At 63.9% G+C, this 15,288-nt stretch carries 14 protein-coding genes; 9 read left to right on the top strand and 5 right to left on the bottom strand.

What is annotated here, in order from left to right; all coding sequences use genetic code 11:
* Position 1 precedes the first annotated feature (1 nt).
* A complete protein-coding gene (locus OK351_RS09105; RefSeq protein WP_265158108.1) occupies positions 2-1,000 on the bottom strand; it encodes a tripartite tricarboxylate transporter substrate binding protein in 999 nt (332 codons plus the stop codon).
* A gap of 152 nt (positions 1,001-1,152) precedes the next feature.
* On the opposite strand from OK351_RS09105, the gene OK351_RS09100 reads away from it, so the two are divergent.
* The 7 genes from OK351_RS09100 (at position 1,153) to OK351_RS09070 (ending at position 9,662) form a co-directional block, all read left to right on the top strand.
* Entirely contained in the window at positions 1,153-2,037 is an 885-nt protein-coding gene (locus tag OK351_RS09100) for a LysR family transcriptional regulator (protein ID WP_265158105.1), read from the top strand.
* 148 nt (positions 2,038-2,185) lie between these two features.
* Positions 2,186-3,124: a 5-dehydro-4-deoxyglucarate dehydratase gene (gene kdgD / locus OK351_RS09095; protein WP_265158102.1), complete on the top strand. Its 939-nt coding sequence runs from the start codon at positions 2,186-2,188 to the stop codon at positions 3,122-3,124.
* Positions 3,125-3,172: 48 nt separating this feature from the next.
* Positions 3,173-4,774, top strand: coding sequence for an aldehyde dehydrogenase (NADP(+)) (locus OK351_RS09090; RefSeq protein WP_265158100.1), 1,602 nt, complete (start codon positions 3,173-3,175; stop codon positions 4,772-4,774).
* Between the two features lie 3 nt (positions 4,775-4,777).
* Complete coding sequence (locus tag OK351_RS09085) at positions 4,778-6,106, top strand: enolase C-terminal domain-like protein (protein ID WP_265158097.1); 1,329 nt, start codon at positions 4,778-4,780, stop codon at positions 6,104-6,106.
* A gap of 99 nt (positions 6,107-6,205) precedes the next feature.
* Positions 6,206-7,144 (top strand): AEC family transporter, encoded by a 939-nt coding sequence (locus tag OK351_RS09080; RefSeq protein ID WP_265158094.1) that lies wholly within the window; start codon positions 6,206-6,208, stop codon positions 7,142-7,144.
* Between the two features lie 74 nt (positions 7,145-7,218).
* Positions 7,219-8,154 (top strand): AEC family transporter, encoded by a 936-nt coding sequence (locus tag OK351_RS09075; protein ID WP_265158090.1) that lies wholly within the window; start codon positions 7,219-7,221, stop codon positions 8,152-8,154.
* A 176-nt stretch (positions 8,155-8,330) separates the two neighbouring features.
* Positions 8,331-9,662 carry a DUF2252 domain-containing protein gene (locus tag OK351_RS09070; protein ID WP_265158087.1) on the top strand — a complete coding sequence of 444 codons (1,332 nt, stop codon included), beginning with the start codon at positions 8,331-8,333 and terminating at the stop codon, positions 9,660-9,662.
* A gap of 9 nt (positions 9,663-9,671) precedes the next feature.
* Here OK351_RS09070 and OK351_RS09065 read toward each other — a convergent pair whose 3' ends face one another.
* Complete coding sequence (locus OK351_RS09065) at positions 9,672-10,604, bottom strand: LysR family transcriptional regulator (protein ID WP_265158085.1); 933 nt, start codon at positions 10,602-10,604, stop codon at positions 9,672-9,674.
* Positions 10,605-10,716: 112 nt separating this feature from the next.
* Here OK351_RS09065 and OK351_RS09060 point away from each other — a divergent pair, with 112 nt between their 5' ends.
* The gene (locus OK351_RS09060; RefSeq protein ID WP_265158082.1) at positions 10,717-12,030 is read left to right on the top strand and encodes an enolase C-terminal domain-like protein; all 1,314 of its coding nucleotides are present in this window, start codon (positions 10,717-10,719) and stop codon (positions 12,028-12,030) included.
* Complete coding sequence (locus OK351_RS09055) at positions 12,024-13,037, top strand: 2-hydroxyacid dehydrogenase (RefSeq protein ID WP_265158079.1); 1,014 nt, start codon at positions 12,024-12,026, stop codon at positions 13,035-13,037. Before OK351_RS09060 ends, OK351_RS09055 begins: the two co-directional genes overlap by 7 nt.
* 112 nt (positions 13,038-13,149) lie before the next feature.
* Here OK351_RS09055 and OK351_RS09050 read toward each other — a convergent pair whose 3' ends face one another.
* From OK351_RS09050 to OK351_RS09040, 3 genes are read right to left on the bottom strand one after another with little or no spacing between them, the layout of a single operon-like run.
* Positions 13,150-13,929 (bottom strand): TM2 domain-containing protein, encoded by a 780-nt coding sequence (locus tag OK351_RS09050; protein ID WP_265158076.1) that lies wholly within the window; start codon positions 13,927-13,929, stop codon positions 13,150-13,152.
* A gap of 49 nt (positions 13,930-13,978) precedes the next feature.
* Positions 13,979-14,590, bottom strand: a complete 612-nt coding sequence (locus OK351_RS09045) for a hypothetical protein (protein ID WP_265158075.1) — start codon at positions 14,588-14,590, stop codon at positions 13,979-13,981.
* Positions 14,587-15,066 (bottom strand): hypothetical protein, encoded by a 480-nt coding sequence (locus OK351_RS09040; RefSeq protein WP_265158072.1) that lies wholly within the window; start codon positions 15,064-15,066, stop codon positions 14,587-14,589. Before OK351_RS09040 ends, OK351_RS09045 begins: the two co-directional genes overlap by 4 nt.
* Between the last annotated feature and the right edge of the window lie 222 nt (positions 15,067-15,288).

Raw genomic sequence — 15,288 nt, 5'->3', positions numbered from 1 at the left:
GTTATTCGGTCGCCAGCGAGATGTCGAATTCCTCGGTCAACGTCCGGTAGGTCTGGGCCAGCTCGGTCCACTCGGTGACGACTTCCTCGCCGGAGATCTCGTGTGGGGTCAACAGGTTCTGCTCGTTGAATGACCGGTAGGTGTCCTGGGCCACGGCATCCTGGATGGAGTCGACAAGGGCCTGCTTCGTGGCCTCGTCCAGGCCCTTGGGCGCCGCGATGGCACGGAACTGCGAGACCGGGACCTCATAGCCGGATTCGATCGCGGTGGGTACATCCGGCAGGAACTCGTTGCGTTCGCTGGAGAAGACAACCAGCGGGGTCACGGTGCCGGCATCGATCTGCGGCTTGGCCTCGCCGAGCTGCACGGTGGAAATCTGCACCTGGTTGCCCATCACGGCGGTCAGCGCCGGGGAGCCGGAGTCGAAGGGGACGGTGGTGCCCTCGATATCGGCCTGGGCCAGCAGCAGTTCCTGGGCCAGTTGCGAACCGGTACCCACCCCGGTGGTTCCGAAGGACAGCTTCTTGTCGCTGTTCTTGATGTCCTCGATGCTCTCTACGCCCGAGGCGGTGCTGGCGATCATGACGTAGTCGTCCTGGGACAAGCCCATGAGCACATCCAGCTCGTCGAGGCTGACCGCTTCGTCCTCGGAGACCGCCAACGGGGTGATGGTGATCAGCGAGGCGTTGAGCAGGATCAGGTTCTGCCCGTCCGGGGCCATCGCGGCAACCTCCTCGGTAGCCAGCGCCCCGTTGGCTCCGGGCTTGTTCAGCACCGGAACGGCCACACCGAGCGAGTCGGCCATGCCCTCGGCCGCGGCGCGCGCGATCAGGTCGGTGGAGCCGCCGGGGGCCTGGCCCACGGTCAGGGTCACCGGACCGTTGGGGAAGTCACCGCCGCTGGAGTTGCCGCCGACGTTGCCGCCGCAGGCGGTCAGTGCCAGCGCGGCACCCGCTGCGGTCAGCGAGAGCAGAAGTCGTTGGGTGAAGCGAGATGACATGGGAAGTTCTCCTTGGTCGAGTGATCCGCGGGCAGCGGATGAAACACGGTCGTGAGACAGCTCACGCTGACGGGTATGGGTTGAGCCTAGAAAATAGATATGATGCATGTCCAACCCCTTCTCTGCATTGAATGATTCCCGGAAGGTATCAAATGTTCACTTTGGATCAGGCCCGCAGTTTTGTCGCCGTGGCCGAGGAGCTGCATTTTGGCCGCGCCGCCGAACGCCTCAACATGACCCAGCCTCCGCTGAGCCGGCAGATCCAGAAGCTGGAACGCAGCATCGGGGTGGAGCTGCTCTCGCGTGACAACCGCCGTGTGGAACTGACCGCGGCCGGCCAGGCGTTCCTGGTTGACGCCCGACGGCTGGTGGTGTCGGCCGAGCGCGCACCAGCCAATGCCCGCCGTATCGCCTCCGGTCAGTTGGGCGAGCTGCGCATCGGGTTCACCGCCGCTTCCGGCTTCAGCCTGCTCGGCCCGTTACTGGCCGAGATCACCGAACAGATGCCCCAGGTGCATTTGGAACTGTTCGAAATGGTGACCGGCGAACAGGTCCAGGGCCTGATGGACGGGGACATCGATCTGGGTCTGGCCCGCCCGCCCTTCGACACCCGGCACTTCGAATCCATGCTGCTGTTCTCCGAGGGCCTGTTCGTGGCGGTCCCCTCCGGGCACCGGCTGGAGCAGCTGGGCCGCGAACTGACAGTGGCCGATCTGCAGGACGAACCGCTGATCATGCACTCGGCGACCAAGGCGCGCTACTTCTACGACCTGATCGTGCGCCGGATCAACTTCGAGCACTCGAATGTGGTGCACTCGGTCAGCCAGATCCTGACAATGATCGCCTTGGTCTCCGCGGGACGCGGCATCGCGTTTGTCCCCGAAAGCGCCCGGCTGCTCGGAGTGGACGGGGTTGGCTACCTGCGCATCTCCGATGTGGTGGACGACCCGGTGCAGCTGCACGCGATCTGGAACCGGGGCTCGCGCAACCCCGCGCTGGGCAAGCTGCTGGCCATCGTCCGGGAATCGATGGGATAACCCTCGGGGCACAATGCCCTATGGGTATCAAATAATACAAATATGGGCTTGGACAGGCATCGACACCTATCCCTACGCTGAGGACAACGGACAAGATCCAACCATCCCCTGCGGCACCGGCCGCAGGCCCCAGCAAAGGACCCATTCCATGGCTCAGTACACCCCCTCAGAACTTGCCAACAAGCTCAAGGACGGACTGCTCTCGTTCCCGGTCACAGCATTCGATGCGAACCTCGAAGTCGACGAAGCGGCCTACCGCGAACACCTGGACTGGCAGTCCAGCTTCGAGGTGGCCGGCCTGTTCGCAGCCGGCGGCACCGGAGAGGGGTTCAACCTGACCCCCGAGGAAGCCGCACGCGTGGTCCGCATGGCCGTGGAGGAAGCCGGTTCGCGGGTTCCCGTGCTGGCCTCGGCCGGCGGCTCGACCAAGCAGGCCATCCAGAACGCCGAGGATGCCGAGAAGGCCGGTGCCGAAGGCCTGTTGCTGCTGCCTCCGTACCTGACCGAATGCGACCAGGACGGCCTGTACGAGCACGTCTCCCGCGTCTGCAAGGCCACCAGCACCGGTGTGATCGTCTACAACCGCGCCAACGCCATCTACTCGGCCGAGACCGTGGCCCGGCTGGCCGAGAACCACGAGAACTTCATCGGGTTCAAGGACGCCCTGGGCGATATCGAACACCTCACCAAGGTCTACGCCCGTAACGGCGACCGCCTGTTCTACCTGGGCGGCCTGCCCACCGCCGAGACCTTCGCCCTGCCGCTGCTGCAGCTGGGCATGAGCACCTATTCCTCCGCCATGTACAACTTCATCCCGGAGTTCGCCCTGGAGTTCTACCGCGATGTGCGCAACCAGGACCGTACCGCCGTGAACGAGAAGCTGAACCGTTTTGTGCTGCCGTACCTCGACATCCGAGATCGCGTGAGCGGCTACGGCGTGTCCATCGTCAAGGGCGGACTGAAGGCCGTGGGACGCAATGCCGGTTCGGTCCGCCCGCCGCTGCAGGACATGAGTGAAACCGACCTGGCCGACTTGAGTGCCCTGATCCAGCAGGCCGGCGTCGTTCCGGCCGCTGCCACCCAGTAACCACTTCCTCGTTCACCACCGACTGACATCACAGAACCAGGAGCTTCCATGACGACCAATACCCAGAACCTGTCCGGGCAGTCGATCCTGGCCGGGGTGCCCACCGCGGGCAACGGCCGTGAAGTACACGGCTACAACCCGGCCACCAACCAGGCCCTGGATCCGGCCTACAGCCTGATCGATACCGAGCAGTTGAAGCTGGCCACCACCGCGGCGGCCGCGGCCTTCGACTCCTTCCGTTCCCTGGATCCGCAGAAGCACGCGGATTTCCTCGATGCCATCGCAGCGAATATCGAGGCTTCCGGGGATGAGCTGGTGGCCCGGGCCATGGCCGAGACCGGTCTGCCCGAGGCCCGGCTGGTCGGCGAGCGCGGCCGGACCTGTAACCAGTTGCGGCTTTTCGCCCAGGTCATCCGCCAGGGCGACCACCACGGGGTGCGGATCGACCCGGCGCTGCCCGAGCGTACCCCGCTGCCGCGGGCGGACATCCGCCAGCGCAAGGTGCCGGTGGGTCCGGTTGCGGTCTTCGGTGCCTCGAACTTCCCGTTGGCTTTCTCCACCGCAGGCGGCGACACCGCCTCGGCGCTGGCCGCCGGCTGCCCGGTGGTCTTCAAGGCCCACAACGCCCATCCGGGCACCAGCGAGATCGTCGGGGCGGCCATCACCAAGGCCGTGGCCGAGTTCGACCTGCACCCGGGGGTGTTCTCCCTGGTCTACGGCCCCGGGGCCAGCATCGGCCAGGCCCTGGTCGCCGACCCGGTGATCAAGGCCGTGGGTTTCACCGGTTCACGCTCCGGCGGCACCGCGCTGATGGCCACCGCCGCGGCACGCCCCGAGCCCATCCCGGTGTATGCGGAAATGAGCTCGATCAACCCGGTGCTGTTCTTCGACGGCGCCCTGTCCCGGGACCCGGAGGCCCACGCCACCGCATACCTGGGATCGGTGACCGGTTCCTCCGGCCAGCTGTGCACCGCGCCGGGGCTGGTGTTTGTTCCGGTCGGAGCCGCAGGTGACGCCTTCGTCGAGGCGATTGGTTCACAGGTTCCGGCAAGCCCGGGCCAGACCATGCTCACCGAGGGCATCTACAAGTCATGGCAGCAGGGTGTGGACACCCTGGGCGAACAGGGAGGTGTCCAGCTGGTCGGACGCGGCCGCGACGGGGAGGGTGAGAACGCCCCGGCTCCCACCATCTACTCGGCCGGTGTCGAGCAGCTGCTGGCCAACCCGGTGCTGCAGGAGGAGATCTTCGGTGCCGCATCACTGGTGATCCGCTACTCCGATCCCGCGGACCTGGCCACGGCGCTGGCCAAGCTCGAAGGGCAGCTGACCGCCACCCTGCAGCTGGAGCAGTCCGATTACGCCGCTGCCGCGCAGGTCCTGCCGGTACTGGAGCAGAAGGTCGGGCGGATCCTGGTCAACGGCTGGCCCACCGGTGTGGAAGTCGGCCATGCCATGGTCCATGGCGGACCGTTCCCGGCCACTTCTGCACCGCACACCACCTCGGTGGGTACCCTGGCCATTGAACGGTTCCTGCGCCCGGTGGCGTACCAGAACTTCCCCGAGGATCTGCTGCCGGCACCGATCAGGCAAGAGAATCCATGGAACCTGAACCGCCGTGTTGACGGCGTCATTTCGATCGCCGGGGAGTAGCGCATGAGCAACCAGCCAACCATTACCACGGTTGAGGTCATCCCGGTCGCCGGTCACGACTCGATGCTGTTGAACCTCTCCGGGGCGCACGGGCCGTTCTTCACCCGGAATATCGTGGTGATCACCGATTCCGAGGGCCGCACCGGACTGGGTGAAGTCCCCGGCGGCGAGGCGATCCGTTCGACCATCGAGGAAGCTGGGGTACTGATCAGCGGCGCCCCGGTCGCCACCTTCCGCACACTGTTGCGCCGCATCTCCAGCCGGTTCGCCCACCGTGATGCCGGCGGCCGTGGTGCGCAGACCTTCGACCTGCGCACCACGGTGCATGCGGTGACCGCCATCGAGTCCGCCCTGCTGGACCTGCATGGGCAGTTCCTGGGGGTACCGGTGGCCGAATTGCTCGGTGAGGGACAGCAGCGCGAGGCGGTTCCGATGCTCGGCTACCTGTTCTACGTGGGCAACCCCGATGCCACCGACCTGCCCTACCTGCGTGAGCCGGCCGGAACCGATGACTGGGAACGGGTGCGGCGTGAGGAGGCGATGACCCCCGAGGCGGTGGTCCGCCTGGCCGAGGCCGCGCAGGCACGGTACGGTTTCAAGGACTTCAAGCTCAAGGGCGGGGTGCAGCACGGCGACCTGGAAGTCGATGCGGTCACGGCGCTGAAGCAGCGCTTCCCCGAGGCACGCATCACCCTGGACCCCAACGGTGGATGGCTGCTTGAGGACGCCATCCGGCTGGGCAAGCGGATGCAGGATATCGTGGCCTACGCCGAGGATCCCTGCGGGGCCGAAGGCCGCTTCTCGGGCCGCGAGGTCATGAGCGAGTTCCGGCGCGCCACCGGGTTGCAGACGGCCACCAATATGATCGCCACCGATTGGCGTGAAATGGCCCATGCGGTGCGGACCAACGCCGTGGATATCCCCCTGGCCGATCCGCATTTCTGGACCATGTCCGGTTCGGTACGGGTCGCGCAGCTGTGCAACGACTTCGGGCTGACCTGGGGGTCGCATTCGAACAACCACTTCGACATCTCGCTGGCGATGTTCACCCAGGTCGGTGCCGCCGCACCGGGTGACATCACCGCACTGGATACCCACTGGATCTGGCAGGATGGCCAGGGGTTGACCGAACAACCGCTGCTGATCCGCGACGGCGAGATCAAGGTGCCGGAACGGGCCGGTTTGGGGGTGAGCTTGGACCGGGATCGTGTCGCCCAGGCCCATGAGCTCTACCTGGAACACGGTCTGGGATCGCGTGATGACGCGGTGTCCATGCAGTACCTGATCCCGGGATGGACCTTCGACTCGAAGAGTCCTGCCCTGGTTCGCTGACACGGAAATTCGAGAACACACACTGCCATGGGGGCGGTGGATGCCACTACCGGCATCCACCGTCCCCGTCGGTGCGTCACGGCAGGGAGGGGAGGACTGGTGCAGGGAGTCTTACAGGGTTTTACCGTGGTGATGATCCTGATTGCCATCGGGTTTTCCACCGCGCGGTTCCTGCCGCGGCACCGGGACCCGATCGCCAAGGGCCTGACCCCGCTGATCTACTACATCACCAATCCGGCGCTGATGTTCATCCTGCTCTCGGGCACCGACCTGCGAGCGGTCATCGGGGTCTTCACCCCGATCGCGCTGATCACCGCGGTGGCCACCGGCGGCTTGTATGCCCTGGGCACCAGGCTGCTGTTCAAGACACCCCTGCAGCGGATTCCGGCCGCGGCCATGTCCACCAGTTACGTCAACGCCGGGAATATCGGTGTGCCCTTGGCGCTCTACGCGGTGGGCAGCACCACCCCGGTGGTTTCGGTCCTGTTGGCCCAGCTGCTGGTGATCGCCCCGCTGTACCTGTGCCTCTTCGCCCTGGTTTCACGCGGCTCCGGCGGGCGGGACACGGCACCGGTGGGGCGTACCATCCTCAAATCCATCGCCAACCCGGTCACCATCGCCACCTTCATCGGGGCGTTGTCCTCCTGGTTCAACCTGCAATTGCCCGAGGTACTGCACTCCCCCGTGCGGATGCTGGGCGAATCATCGATCCCCCTGCTGCTGTTGGCCTTCGGCATGTCGCTGTACGGCCAACGTCCGCTGGCCGACAAGTCACTGCGTGGCGAGGTGCTGCTGGGCACCGGTTTCAAGGTGCTGTTCATGCCAGCGGTGGCCTGGGTGCTGGCGCACCTGGTGTTCGGGCTGCACGGCCCGGACTTGTTGGGCGTGGTCATCATGGCAGCCCTGCCCACAGCCCAGAACGTGTTGCTATTCTCCCAGCAGTTCCGCCTGGACCAGGTGGTTCCGAGGGAAGTGATCCTGGCCAGTACCCTGCTGACCCTGCCGGTGGTGTTGCTGGCCACCGTCCTGCTTACCTAGTCCGCTGCCCTGCCAACAACGGTTTGTCCCGCTAACGCAGGTCGCGGCGCGAACCCCAACCTTCCAGGAGAACAATGTATGGCGTGATCGAGGGATTCTTCGGCATCTGGGTCATCATCGGTATCGGCTACTGGGCCGGGAAGAAGAACCTCTTCGGAGACAACGGCCGCTACATCCTGAACCGGTTGACCTTCTTCGTGGCTTCCCCGATGCTGCTGTTCACCACCATCGCCGCAGCCAAACCGCGGGAGGCGCTCGGGCCCCAGCTGTTCATCGCCGGGACCTCGGCCATGATCGTCTTCCTGGCTTTCTGGATCTTCTCCCGCCTGGCCTTCCAACGCAGCTCCGGTGAACGGACCATCGGGGCGATGGCCGCCTCCACGGTGAATGCGGGCAACCTCGGCCTGCCCATCGCCATCTATGCCTTGGGGGATATCTCCCTGGCCGCCCCGATCGCGCTATTCCAGATGTCGGTCATGACACCGATCTCCCTGGCCATGATGGAAAAGGCCACGGCCAACGGGGAAACGAAGTTCGCCGGTGTCCTCTGGCGTACGGTCACCAACCCGATGATCGTCGCTTCCATGCTGGGTCTGCTCTGCTCGATCTTCCAGTGGCTGCCTCCGCAGATCATCATGACCCCGGTCCAGTTGCTGGCCGGAGCCTCCATCCCCGCCATGCTGCTGGGTTTCGGCCTGTCCCTGGTCGGTTCCCGTCCCCTGCAACGCAGCTCGAAACGGCGGTTGGAAGTATGGATCGCCTCCGTCGCCAAGCTGGTGCTCCATCCCCTGCTGGCCTGGGCGCTGGCTGCCTGGGTGTTCGGCCTGGATCCCACCGGGCAATACATCGCGGTGATCATGGCCGCGTTGCCCACCGCGCAGAACATCTTCGTTAACGCGGACCGCTACGAATCAGGGATCACCGTTGCCAAGGACACGGTGCTGCTGACCACGGTATTGGGAATCCCGGTCATGCTGGGCTTCGCCGCCGTGCTGTTGAACTTCGGGTAGCGTCCGGATCTCATCGCCCCGTTCTCACCTCCGGTATCTACTCAGCGGCCGTCCGTGGCAATAGACTGGCCGCACACGGGGCGCACGTCCCGCGGAACGCTGGGGGTTTGATCGTGGGCAGTGGTGTTGAGGGGACCGAGTCGACAGGAGCCGGCCGGCGCACGATCACATCCGAGATGTCCCGGGGCAAGGAAACACGTCGGCATTGCCCACGCAGTGGACTTGGCAACTATTCGGCGTCCTCTGATCGCGACCCGCTCGGGATCATCCAACGCCAGAACGGCACCCGGCTGCCGGAACTGGTCCCGCTACGGCTTGAGCGGATGCTGGCCAGCCCTTTCGCGTTCTATCGCGGAACCGCGGCCCTGCAAGCGGCCGACATGGCCCGGGAGGCAACCACCGGCCAGCCCATCACCATCTGCGGTGACGCGCACGTGGGCAATTTCGGACTCTACGCCTCCCCGCAGCGCTCCATGGTCTTTGATCTCAACGACTTCGACGAAGCCGCCTACGGCCCGTGGGAATGGGATGTCAAGAGGTTCGTCACCAGCGTCGTGATTGCAGCGCAGCACAACGGACTGCCCGAATCCACCGCCCGGGATGCAGCGCAGTCGGCCGCGGCCTCCTACCGGGCCGGATTACGCGACATGATGAAGCTCGAGGCGTTGGAACGGTACTACCTCAGCGGCGAGGTCACCCGCAGCCGGGGCAAGCGCCGGCAATCCTCCCAGCTGCTCATCGACCGCGCGCTGGCGGCGGGAAAAAGGCGCACGGCCCACCGGGTGGTCAAGAAGATCACGGTGCGCAATCCCGATGGTTCCCTGTCGATCGTGCTGAACCCACCGACGCTGATGCGTGTGCCGGAGGCCACCGAGGAACTGGTCGCCGAGATCTATGCCAAGTACTGCCAGACCGTATCCCCCGACATTGCCGTGTTGCTCGCCCACTACCGGATTGCGGATATCGCCCGACGGGTGGTCGGGGTCGGCAGCGTGGGCACCCGCTGCTCGATCGCCATCCTCGAAGGTCCTGCCAATGAGCCGTTGGTGCTGCAGGTCAAACAGGCAGCCCTGTCCGTGGTCAACGAATACGGCGGAATCGACACGGAACTATCCCCGGAGATCGGCCGTCGTGCTGCTGCCGCGGAACCCGGGTTCCGGGTCACGGCCAGCCAACGGATCCTGCAGGCGGTCTCGGACCCGTTCCTCGGTTTTGTCACCCTGGATGACAGGGCCTTCTACATCCGCCAGTTCCGGGACCACAATGTCTCCTTCGATCTGGAAACCCTGGATGCCGAGTCATTCGCCGACTACGTGGATGCCTGCGCCGTCACGTTGGCCCGGACCCATGCGCAGAGCCCCAACGCGGCGTTCATCGCCGGATACCTGGGCTCAGGCGGGAGTTTCGACAACGCCTTGGCCCGCTGGGCGACAAGCTATGCCAGGCAGTCATTGGCCGACTACCAGGCGCTGGTCGACGCGGTAAATTCGGGACGGCTCGGCGCATAGCACCGGCCCCTATGCATTGTCGGTCTCGGCCTCGTCAAAGGATTCGCCGATCGATTCCAGAAACACCATACGCAGCGTTTCCGCCGCTGGATTGGCCGACGAGTCATCCCAGGCCAGGTACATGTCCGAGTGATTCAGGTCCTTCAGCCCCTTGGGTCCCACCAGTTCCTCGAACACCACATTCGGTGGCGCGAAATCCATGGCGCTGGCCGGGACCAGTGATACTCCCAGATCGGCGGCCACCAGGGCCATCAGTGCCGGGATCTGGCTGGCGATCTGGGCGATGCTCGGTTTGGCCGACACCGAGTCGAACAGCCGGAGCACCAGGTCGTAGAAATACCGAGCCTCATTGGTGGAATACATCATCAACGGCAGGCCAACGATTTCCTTGATCAGCACCCCTTTCCCGGTGGCCAGGTGATGGCCCTTGGGCAGTGCCACCACCAGCCGGTCCTTCTTGACCAGATGGGTTCGGACTCCGGAACGGTTCACGACCGGGCGCAGCAGGCCGATATCGATGGTTCCCCGGCTCAACGCGTCGAGTTGCTCCACCGAGACGGCCTCACGCAGCACCAGGGTGACATGCGGAAGCTTGCGTGCCGCCGTGGACAGCAGTTGTGGCAGGACCGATTGCCCGGCGACGGCCGTGTAGCCCACCACCACCGTCCCGGACTCCCCGCTGGCCACCCGTGAGACCTCCAGGCTGGTCTTGTGGCTCAGGTCCAGGAGCCTGCGCGCGTTGGGCAACAGGACACGGCCTGCAGGAGTGAGTTCGACATTGCGTGAGTTGCGGATAAAAAGCTTGGCTTGCAGCTCGCGTTCCAGCAGCTGGATCTGCCGGCTCAAGGGCGGCTGGGTCATGTTCAGCCGCTCCGCCGCCGCCCCGAAATGTAGTTCCTCGGCCACTGCGACGAAGGATTCCAGCTGTATCAACGAAAACATCAATTCACCTCTTGAATCGTTAGTTGCGTTCTTTGGCTTGGACAGTATCGATCAACGCTTCTAGGGTGATTCTAGACACCCCAAGCCACAATGCCTGCGAAAGAGGACGAATATGTCTGAGCACTCATCCGCCGGACTGCTACCGGGCACGAACGCTCCGCGTAGCCCCATTACCGCTGTCCAGGTGGTGCCGGTGGCCTTTGCCGATCCGCCGTTATTGAATTCCGTGGGGGTGCATGAACCCTTTGCGCTGCGGGCCATCGTGATCGTGCACGCTTCCGGCGGAGTCCACGGGTTGGGCGAAACCTATGGGGACAGCGCGCACCTGGCCCGGTTGGAACGCGCCGGGAAGCTGCTGATCGGCACCGACGCCTTCAACCTGAACCAGGTTGCGGCACGTGTCGAGCAGTCATTGGTCGATGATGCGGGAACCGGCGGCCACGGCACCGGTGGAATGGTGACCACCACATCGTTGACCGACCGGGTGCTCTCCGCGTTCGACGTGGCGTGTCTGGATATCCAGGGAAAGGTGCTGGGCGTCCCGGTCAGCACCCTGCTCGGCGGCGCGGTGCGTGACGCTGTGGATTTCAGCGGGTACCTGTTCTACAAGTGGGCCGGTCACCCGGGCGCGGAACCCGATGCCTGGGGCGAGGCCCTGGACCCGGCCGGGATCGTCGCACAGGCCCACCGGATGATCGACAGGTACGGTTTCACCGCCCTGAAGCTGAAGGGCGGGGTCTTCGTCCCCGACCAGGAGGCCGCGGCGATCGAGGCCCTGCGGGCCGAATTCCCCGGCATGCCGCTACGCATCGACCCGAATGGTGTATGGACCGTGGAGACCGCGATCCGCATGGGACACCGCCTGGAACCTGTATTGGAATACCTGGAGGATCCGTGCCTGTCCATTGCGGATAACGCCGCGGTCCGCTCAGCGATCAACCTGCCGATCGCCACGAATATGTGCGTGGTGTCCTTCAACGACCTGCCCCCGGCGATCGAGGCCCACGCCGTTGACGTGGTGCTCTCGGACCACCATTTCTGGGGCGGGCTGTCCCGCTCACGCCTGTTGGCGGGTATCGCCCGGACCTTCGACCTGCGGCTGTCCATGCATTCGAATTCCCATCTGGGCATCAGTTTCGCGGCCATGATCCAGCTGGCGGCGGCCACCTCGAATATCGACTATGCGTGTGATACCCACTGGCCCTGGAAACGGGCCGAGGATGACGTCATCCGTCCGGGCGTGCTGGAGATCAGAGACGGCGCGGTCAAGGTCCCGACCGCACCCGGGTTGGGAGTGGAACTGGACGAGCAGGCCCTGGCCAGGTTGCACCAGCAATACCTGGACTGCGGGTTGAAAAAACGTGATGACACCAGCTACATGCAAAGCATCCATCCGGAATTCGAATTGAAGAGCCCACGATGGTGACCGGGCTGAAGGTCGTGGTGACCGACCCGATTGTCTCCCGCCTGGAGCCGCTGTTCCGGGAACTGGGGCCGGACCACGAGTGGCATTTCGTTGCCGGGCAAACCGACCGGGAACAGGATGCGGCAATCGCCAGCGCCCAGGTCTTGGTTTGTTCCCGGCTCACAGCCGAACAGGCAGCGAGCTGCACCGCTTCCTTGGTTCATATCACCGGTTCCGGAACCGATCGGGTGGCCTTGTCTTCACTGCCCAAGGACACCGTGGTGGCACGTACCGCCCATCATGAGCGATCGATTGCCGAACATGTGCTCATGGTGATCCTCGCCCACCAACGCAGGTTGCTGCAGGTCACCGGTGAACTACGGAACGGCGTGTGGAAGTCCGTGGCCACCGAAAACTCCACCGCTATGCACCGCAGCTTCCGTGAGCTGAGGATCGGCTTCGTGGGCCTGGGTGGAATCGGCCGTCAGGCCCTGGAATTGTGCGCCGCGATGGGGGCCAGCTGCGTTGCGGTCAAGCGCACCCCGCGCGAAGACGATCAATCACTACCGGGCTTGGAATGGGTCAAGCCCATGGGCCACCTTCCCCGATTGCTCGAAACCAGCGACGTGGTGGTTCTGGGCGTGCCGCTTACAGAGGATACCCGCGGGATGATCGGCGTAACCGAGCTGCACACCATGCGTGACGGTGCGCTGCTGGTTAATGTCTCACGTGGCGCGGTGGTGGACCCGGATGCATTGTACGAGGCCCTCGTGGCCGGCAGAATCGGCGGGGCCGCACTGGACGTCTGGTGGGATGCCCCGGAAGGATCCCGCGCACCGGATGACACGCAGAGGTTCTCTGCCCTGCCGAATGTCATTGCCACCCCACACTATTCCGGACATTCGCTACAGACATTTCGCAGTCGGGTTACGGAAATCACTACGAACATCAATGCGTTCAGTGCCCGTAGCGCATTGGCCAACACTGCGCCGGGAATCTCGGCACCTGACTACCGGTCGGCAGGCTGATTCCCCACCTTGCTCCCGGAAAAACCCGGGTAACGTCTCTCCCCCATATCAGTGACGCTACCCGGGCGTTGAAACGCTGCGGCAGAAGCCCGGCCTCTGCCGCAACGTGGACTTAGCGCTTCTCTTCGATGGTGACGGACCAGCCCGCGAAGCCTGCGGCGCTGACATCCAGGTAGTAGTTTCCTGCCGTGCGATGCAAGAACGTCTCGTCGCTGTCATCTTCGGTCAGCATGAGTTCCGGGATTCCGCCATCAACCTGGATATCGGTTCCCTCGGTCAACAGGTAGACCGCAGCCATCCCGAAGTCGCCACTTCCCTGGAAGTCATAGGTCATCCGTGTTTCGGCTCCAGTAAGTTCAAAGATCCCACTGGATTTATCGGATTTGCCATCCAGGGTCACAACTTCCTGCCAGGTTGCTTCCTGGACAGGTGCCGCTTCGGTTTCCTCAACAGGTTCAGCCGACTCAGCTGCGGGGTCTACCGATTCCACCTCGGCTTCCGCGATCGGCGCTTCGGCTACCGGTGCCGATGCTGGTGGCTGGGATGCCACGTTACCGGCGCTGTTCGCGCCACTGATGCCGCCAATGGCAAACAGGACCACGGTCACGATCCAGGCCACGATCTTGTGCTTGGAGTAGCCTTCCAGTGGACGACGGGATTTGTCGGTCATGCCGCCGCAGAGGATGATGATCAAGTCAATCAGCACCCAGATACCCAGTCCGCCAATCGTGAACAGCTTGAGTAATCCGGTGCCGACCTTGCCCAGGTAGAAACGGTCTACACCCAGGGCACCGAGGAAGAGCGAGAGCAGCCAGGTGACCAGGAAGGATTTCTGGGGCGTCGCGGGCTGGTATCCGGGCATTGGGGCCGAGTGTATCTGTGTATCAGTCATGGGGTTCTCCTTGATATGTGTGATTCAAGTGTTGGTTGTAGGGGTTCAGCTACTGCTTGACCCACGTGCCGCAGCGTTTGGATTCGAAGTCCTGTCCCTTTTTCACGGTGACCGTAGGTCGACCACCACCGGGGATTCCATTGCTGGCAATGTCACGGCCGTTGGTCCCTGATTTGAGCACTGCCCAGTAGCAGCTGCTACCCACCGATTCCTTCGGCCGATAGGTTCCCGCCGAGATGTCCTGGCCCACGGTCCAGACGCCGTCGCCGACCGAGTTCGCGGCCTGTTCGGCCTCGATGGTCCCGACGGCCTTTTCGCGCTCCAGGACGTCTTCTTCCTGGCTGGCCAGATCCTCGGCCCGTTCCTCGAGTTCGCCACTGCGTTCATCCAGTTCATCGGTACGCTTCTCGACCTCGGACTCCCGCTTTGCGATTCCGGCTTCCAGGCTGTCGAAGTCGGCCTGGATACGGTCGCGTTCCTGGATGAGCTTCCCGTTGCTGGCCTGCACGGTCTGGAACTCGTCCGATTCCATGGGATCCACCACTTCCATGCCCAACAGCAGGCCGCCGGCAAACGCTCCGGCCACCGCCACACCACCAATCACAATCCCCCAAGGCTTGCGTTTGGCAGGTTTCGGGCTTCCACTCGGTCCAGTGTTCATTTCTTGTCAGCTCCTTCGATCAGGACATGGACACCGTTATCCGGGTGGTATGACCAGCTGGCCTTATGGCCTTCCCAACTATCCGTTTGCGTACCGTCAAGGGCCCGGGTTCGGTCCATCTTGTGTTGGGTAGTTTCCGGAACCCCCAGTTCGTTGAGCATGCAGTAGTAGGCAAGGTAGTTTTCGGTTCCCGCGTCCCCTGAATCCTCGCCCTTGGTATCGAGTTGGATGGCCTTACCGCCGTCAAGAATCCTGTAGCCGGCCTCATCCATCCCGCAGCTTTCCACCGCCGCGGCGATCGCCTTTTCGTCCAGTCCGCTGCCGGACGATGCAGCGGAGGCCAGTCCGTAACCGCCGGCGAATCCCATGGTTGCCCCAATGACCAAGCCGATCGCGGCAGGTGCCATCCAGCGTGATTTCCTGCGGCTGCGCTGTAACTCCGGTGGCACGTACGGCCCTTCGCCTGTAGCTTGCATGGTTTCCTCCTGAATGACTGCGAGCGTTTCGGCAACCGACGCAACTCCGTTGAGCACATTGTGTCGGTGGCCGTGGTGATCTGAAATCCATACTTCTGGATGCGACTTCAGAAGTCTTGAAAACTACTGATAAGGGGTATTATCAGTGGTGTTCACGAACACGTCCGCAATTTGCATAGGCTGATTGCACGAACACCAATCACCGGATAGAAAGGGCCCCGA

It is taken from the genome of Glutamicibacter sp. MNS18 (genome assembly GCF_026107515.2).
Classification (GTDB): Bacteria; Actinomycetota; Actinomycetes; order Actinomycetales; family Micrococcaceae; genus Glutamicibacter.
This window is presented reverse-complemented; position numbering and strand designations above follow the sequence as displayed.

Bases quoted from the DNA above. Each gene is read 5' to 3' on its own strand.
- OK351_RS09105 (WP_265158108.1), bottom strand. From the start codon at position 1,000: ATGTCATCTCGCTTCACCCAACGACTTCTGCTCTCGCTGACCGCAGCG.
- OK351_RS09100 (WP_265158105.1), top strand. From the start codon at position 1,153: ATGTTCACTTTGGATCAGGCCCGCAGTTTTGTCGCCGTGGCCGAGGAG.
- kdgD (WP_265158102.1), top strand. From the start codon at position 2,186: ATGGCTCAGTACACCCCCTCAGAACTTGCCAACAAGCTCAAGGACGGA.
- OK351_RS09090 (WP_265158100.1), top strand. From the start codon at position 3,173: ATGACGACCAATACCCAGAACCTGTCCGGGCAGTCGATCCTGGCCGGG.
- OK351_RS09085 (WP_265158097.1), top strand. From the start codon at position 4,778: ATGAGCAACCAGCCAACCATTACCACGGTTGAGGTCATCCCGGTCGCC.
- OK351_RS09075 (WP_265158090.1), top strand. From the start codon at position 7,219: ATGTATGGCGTGATCGAGGGATTCTTCGGCATCTGGGTCATCATCGGT.
- OK351_RS09070 (WP_265158087.1), top strand. From the start codon at position 8,331: ATGTCCCGGGGCAAGGAAACACGTCGGCATTGCCCACGCAGTGGACTT.
- OK351_RS09065 (WP_265158085.1), bottom strand. From the start codon at position 10,604: ATGTTTTCGTTGATACAGCTGGAATCCTTCGTCGCAGTGGCCGAGGAA.
- OK351_RS09060 (WP_265158082.1), top strand. From the start codon at position 10,717: ATGTCTGAGCACTCATCCGCCGGACTGCTACCGGGCACGAACGCTCCG.
- OK351_RS09055 (WP_265158079.1), top strand. From the start codon at position 12,024: ATGGTGACCGGGCTGAAGGTCGTGGTGACCGACCCGATTGTCTCCCGC.
- OK351_RS09050 (WP_265158076.1), bottom strand. From the start codon at position 13,929: ATGACTGATACACAGATACACTCGGCCCCAATGCCCGGATACCAGCCC.
- OK351_RS09045 (WP_265158075.1), bottom strand. From the start codon at position 14,590: ATGAACACTGGACCGAGTGGAAGCCCGAAACCTGCCAAACGCAAGCCT.
- OK351_RS09040 (WP_265158072.1), bottom strand. From the start codon at position 15,066: ATGCAAGCTACAGGCGAAGGGCCGTACGTGCCACCGGAGTTACAGCGC.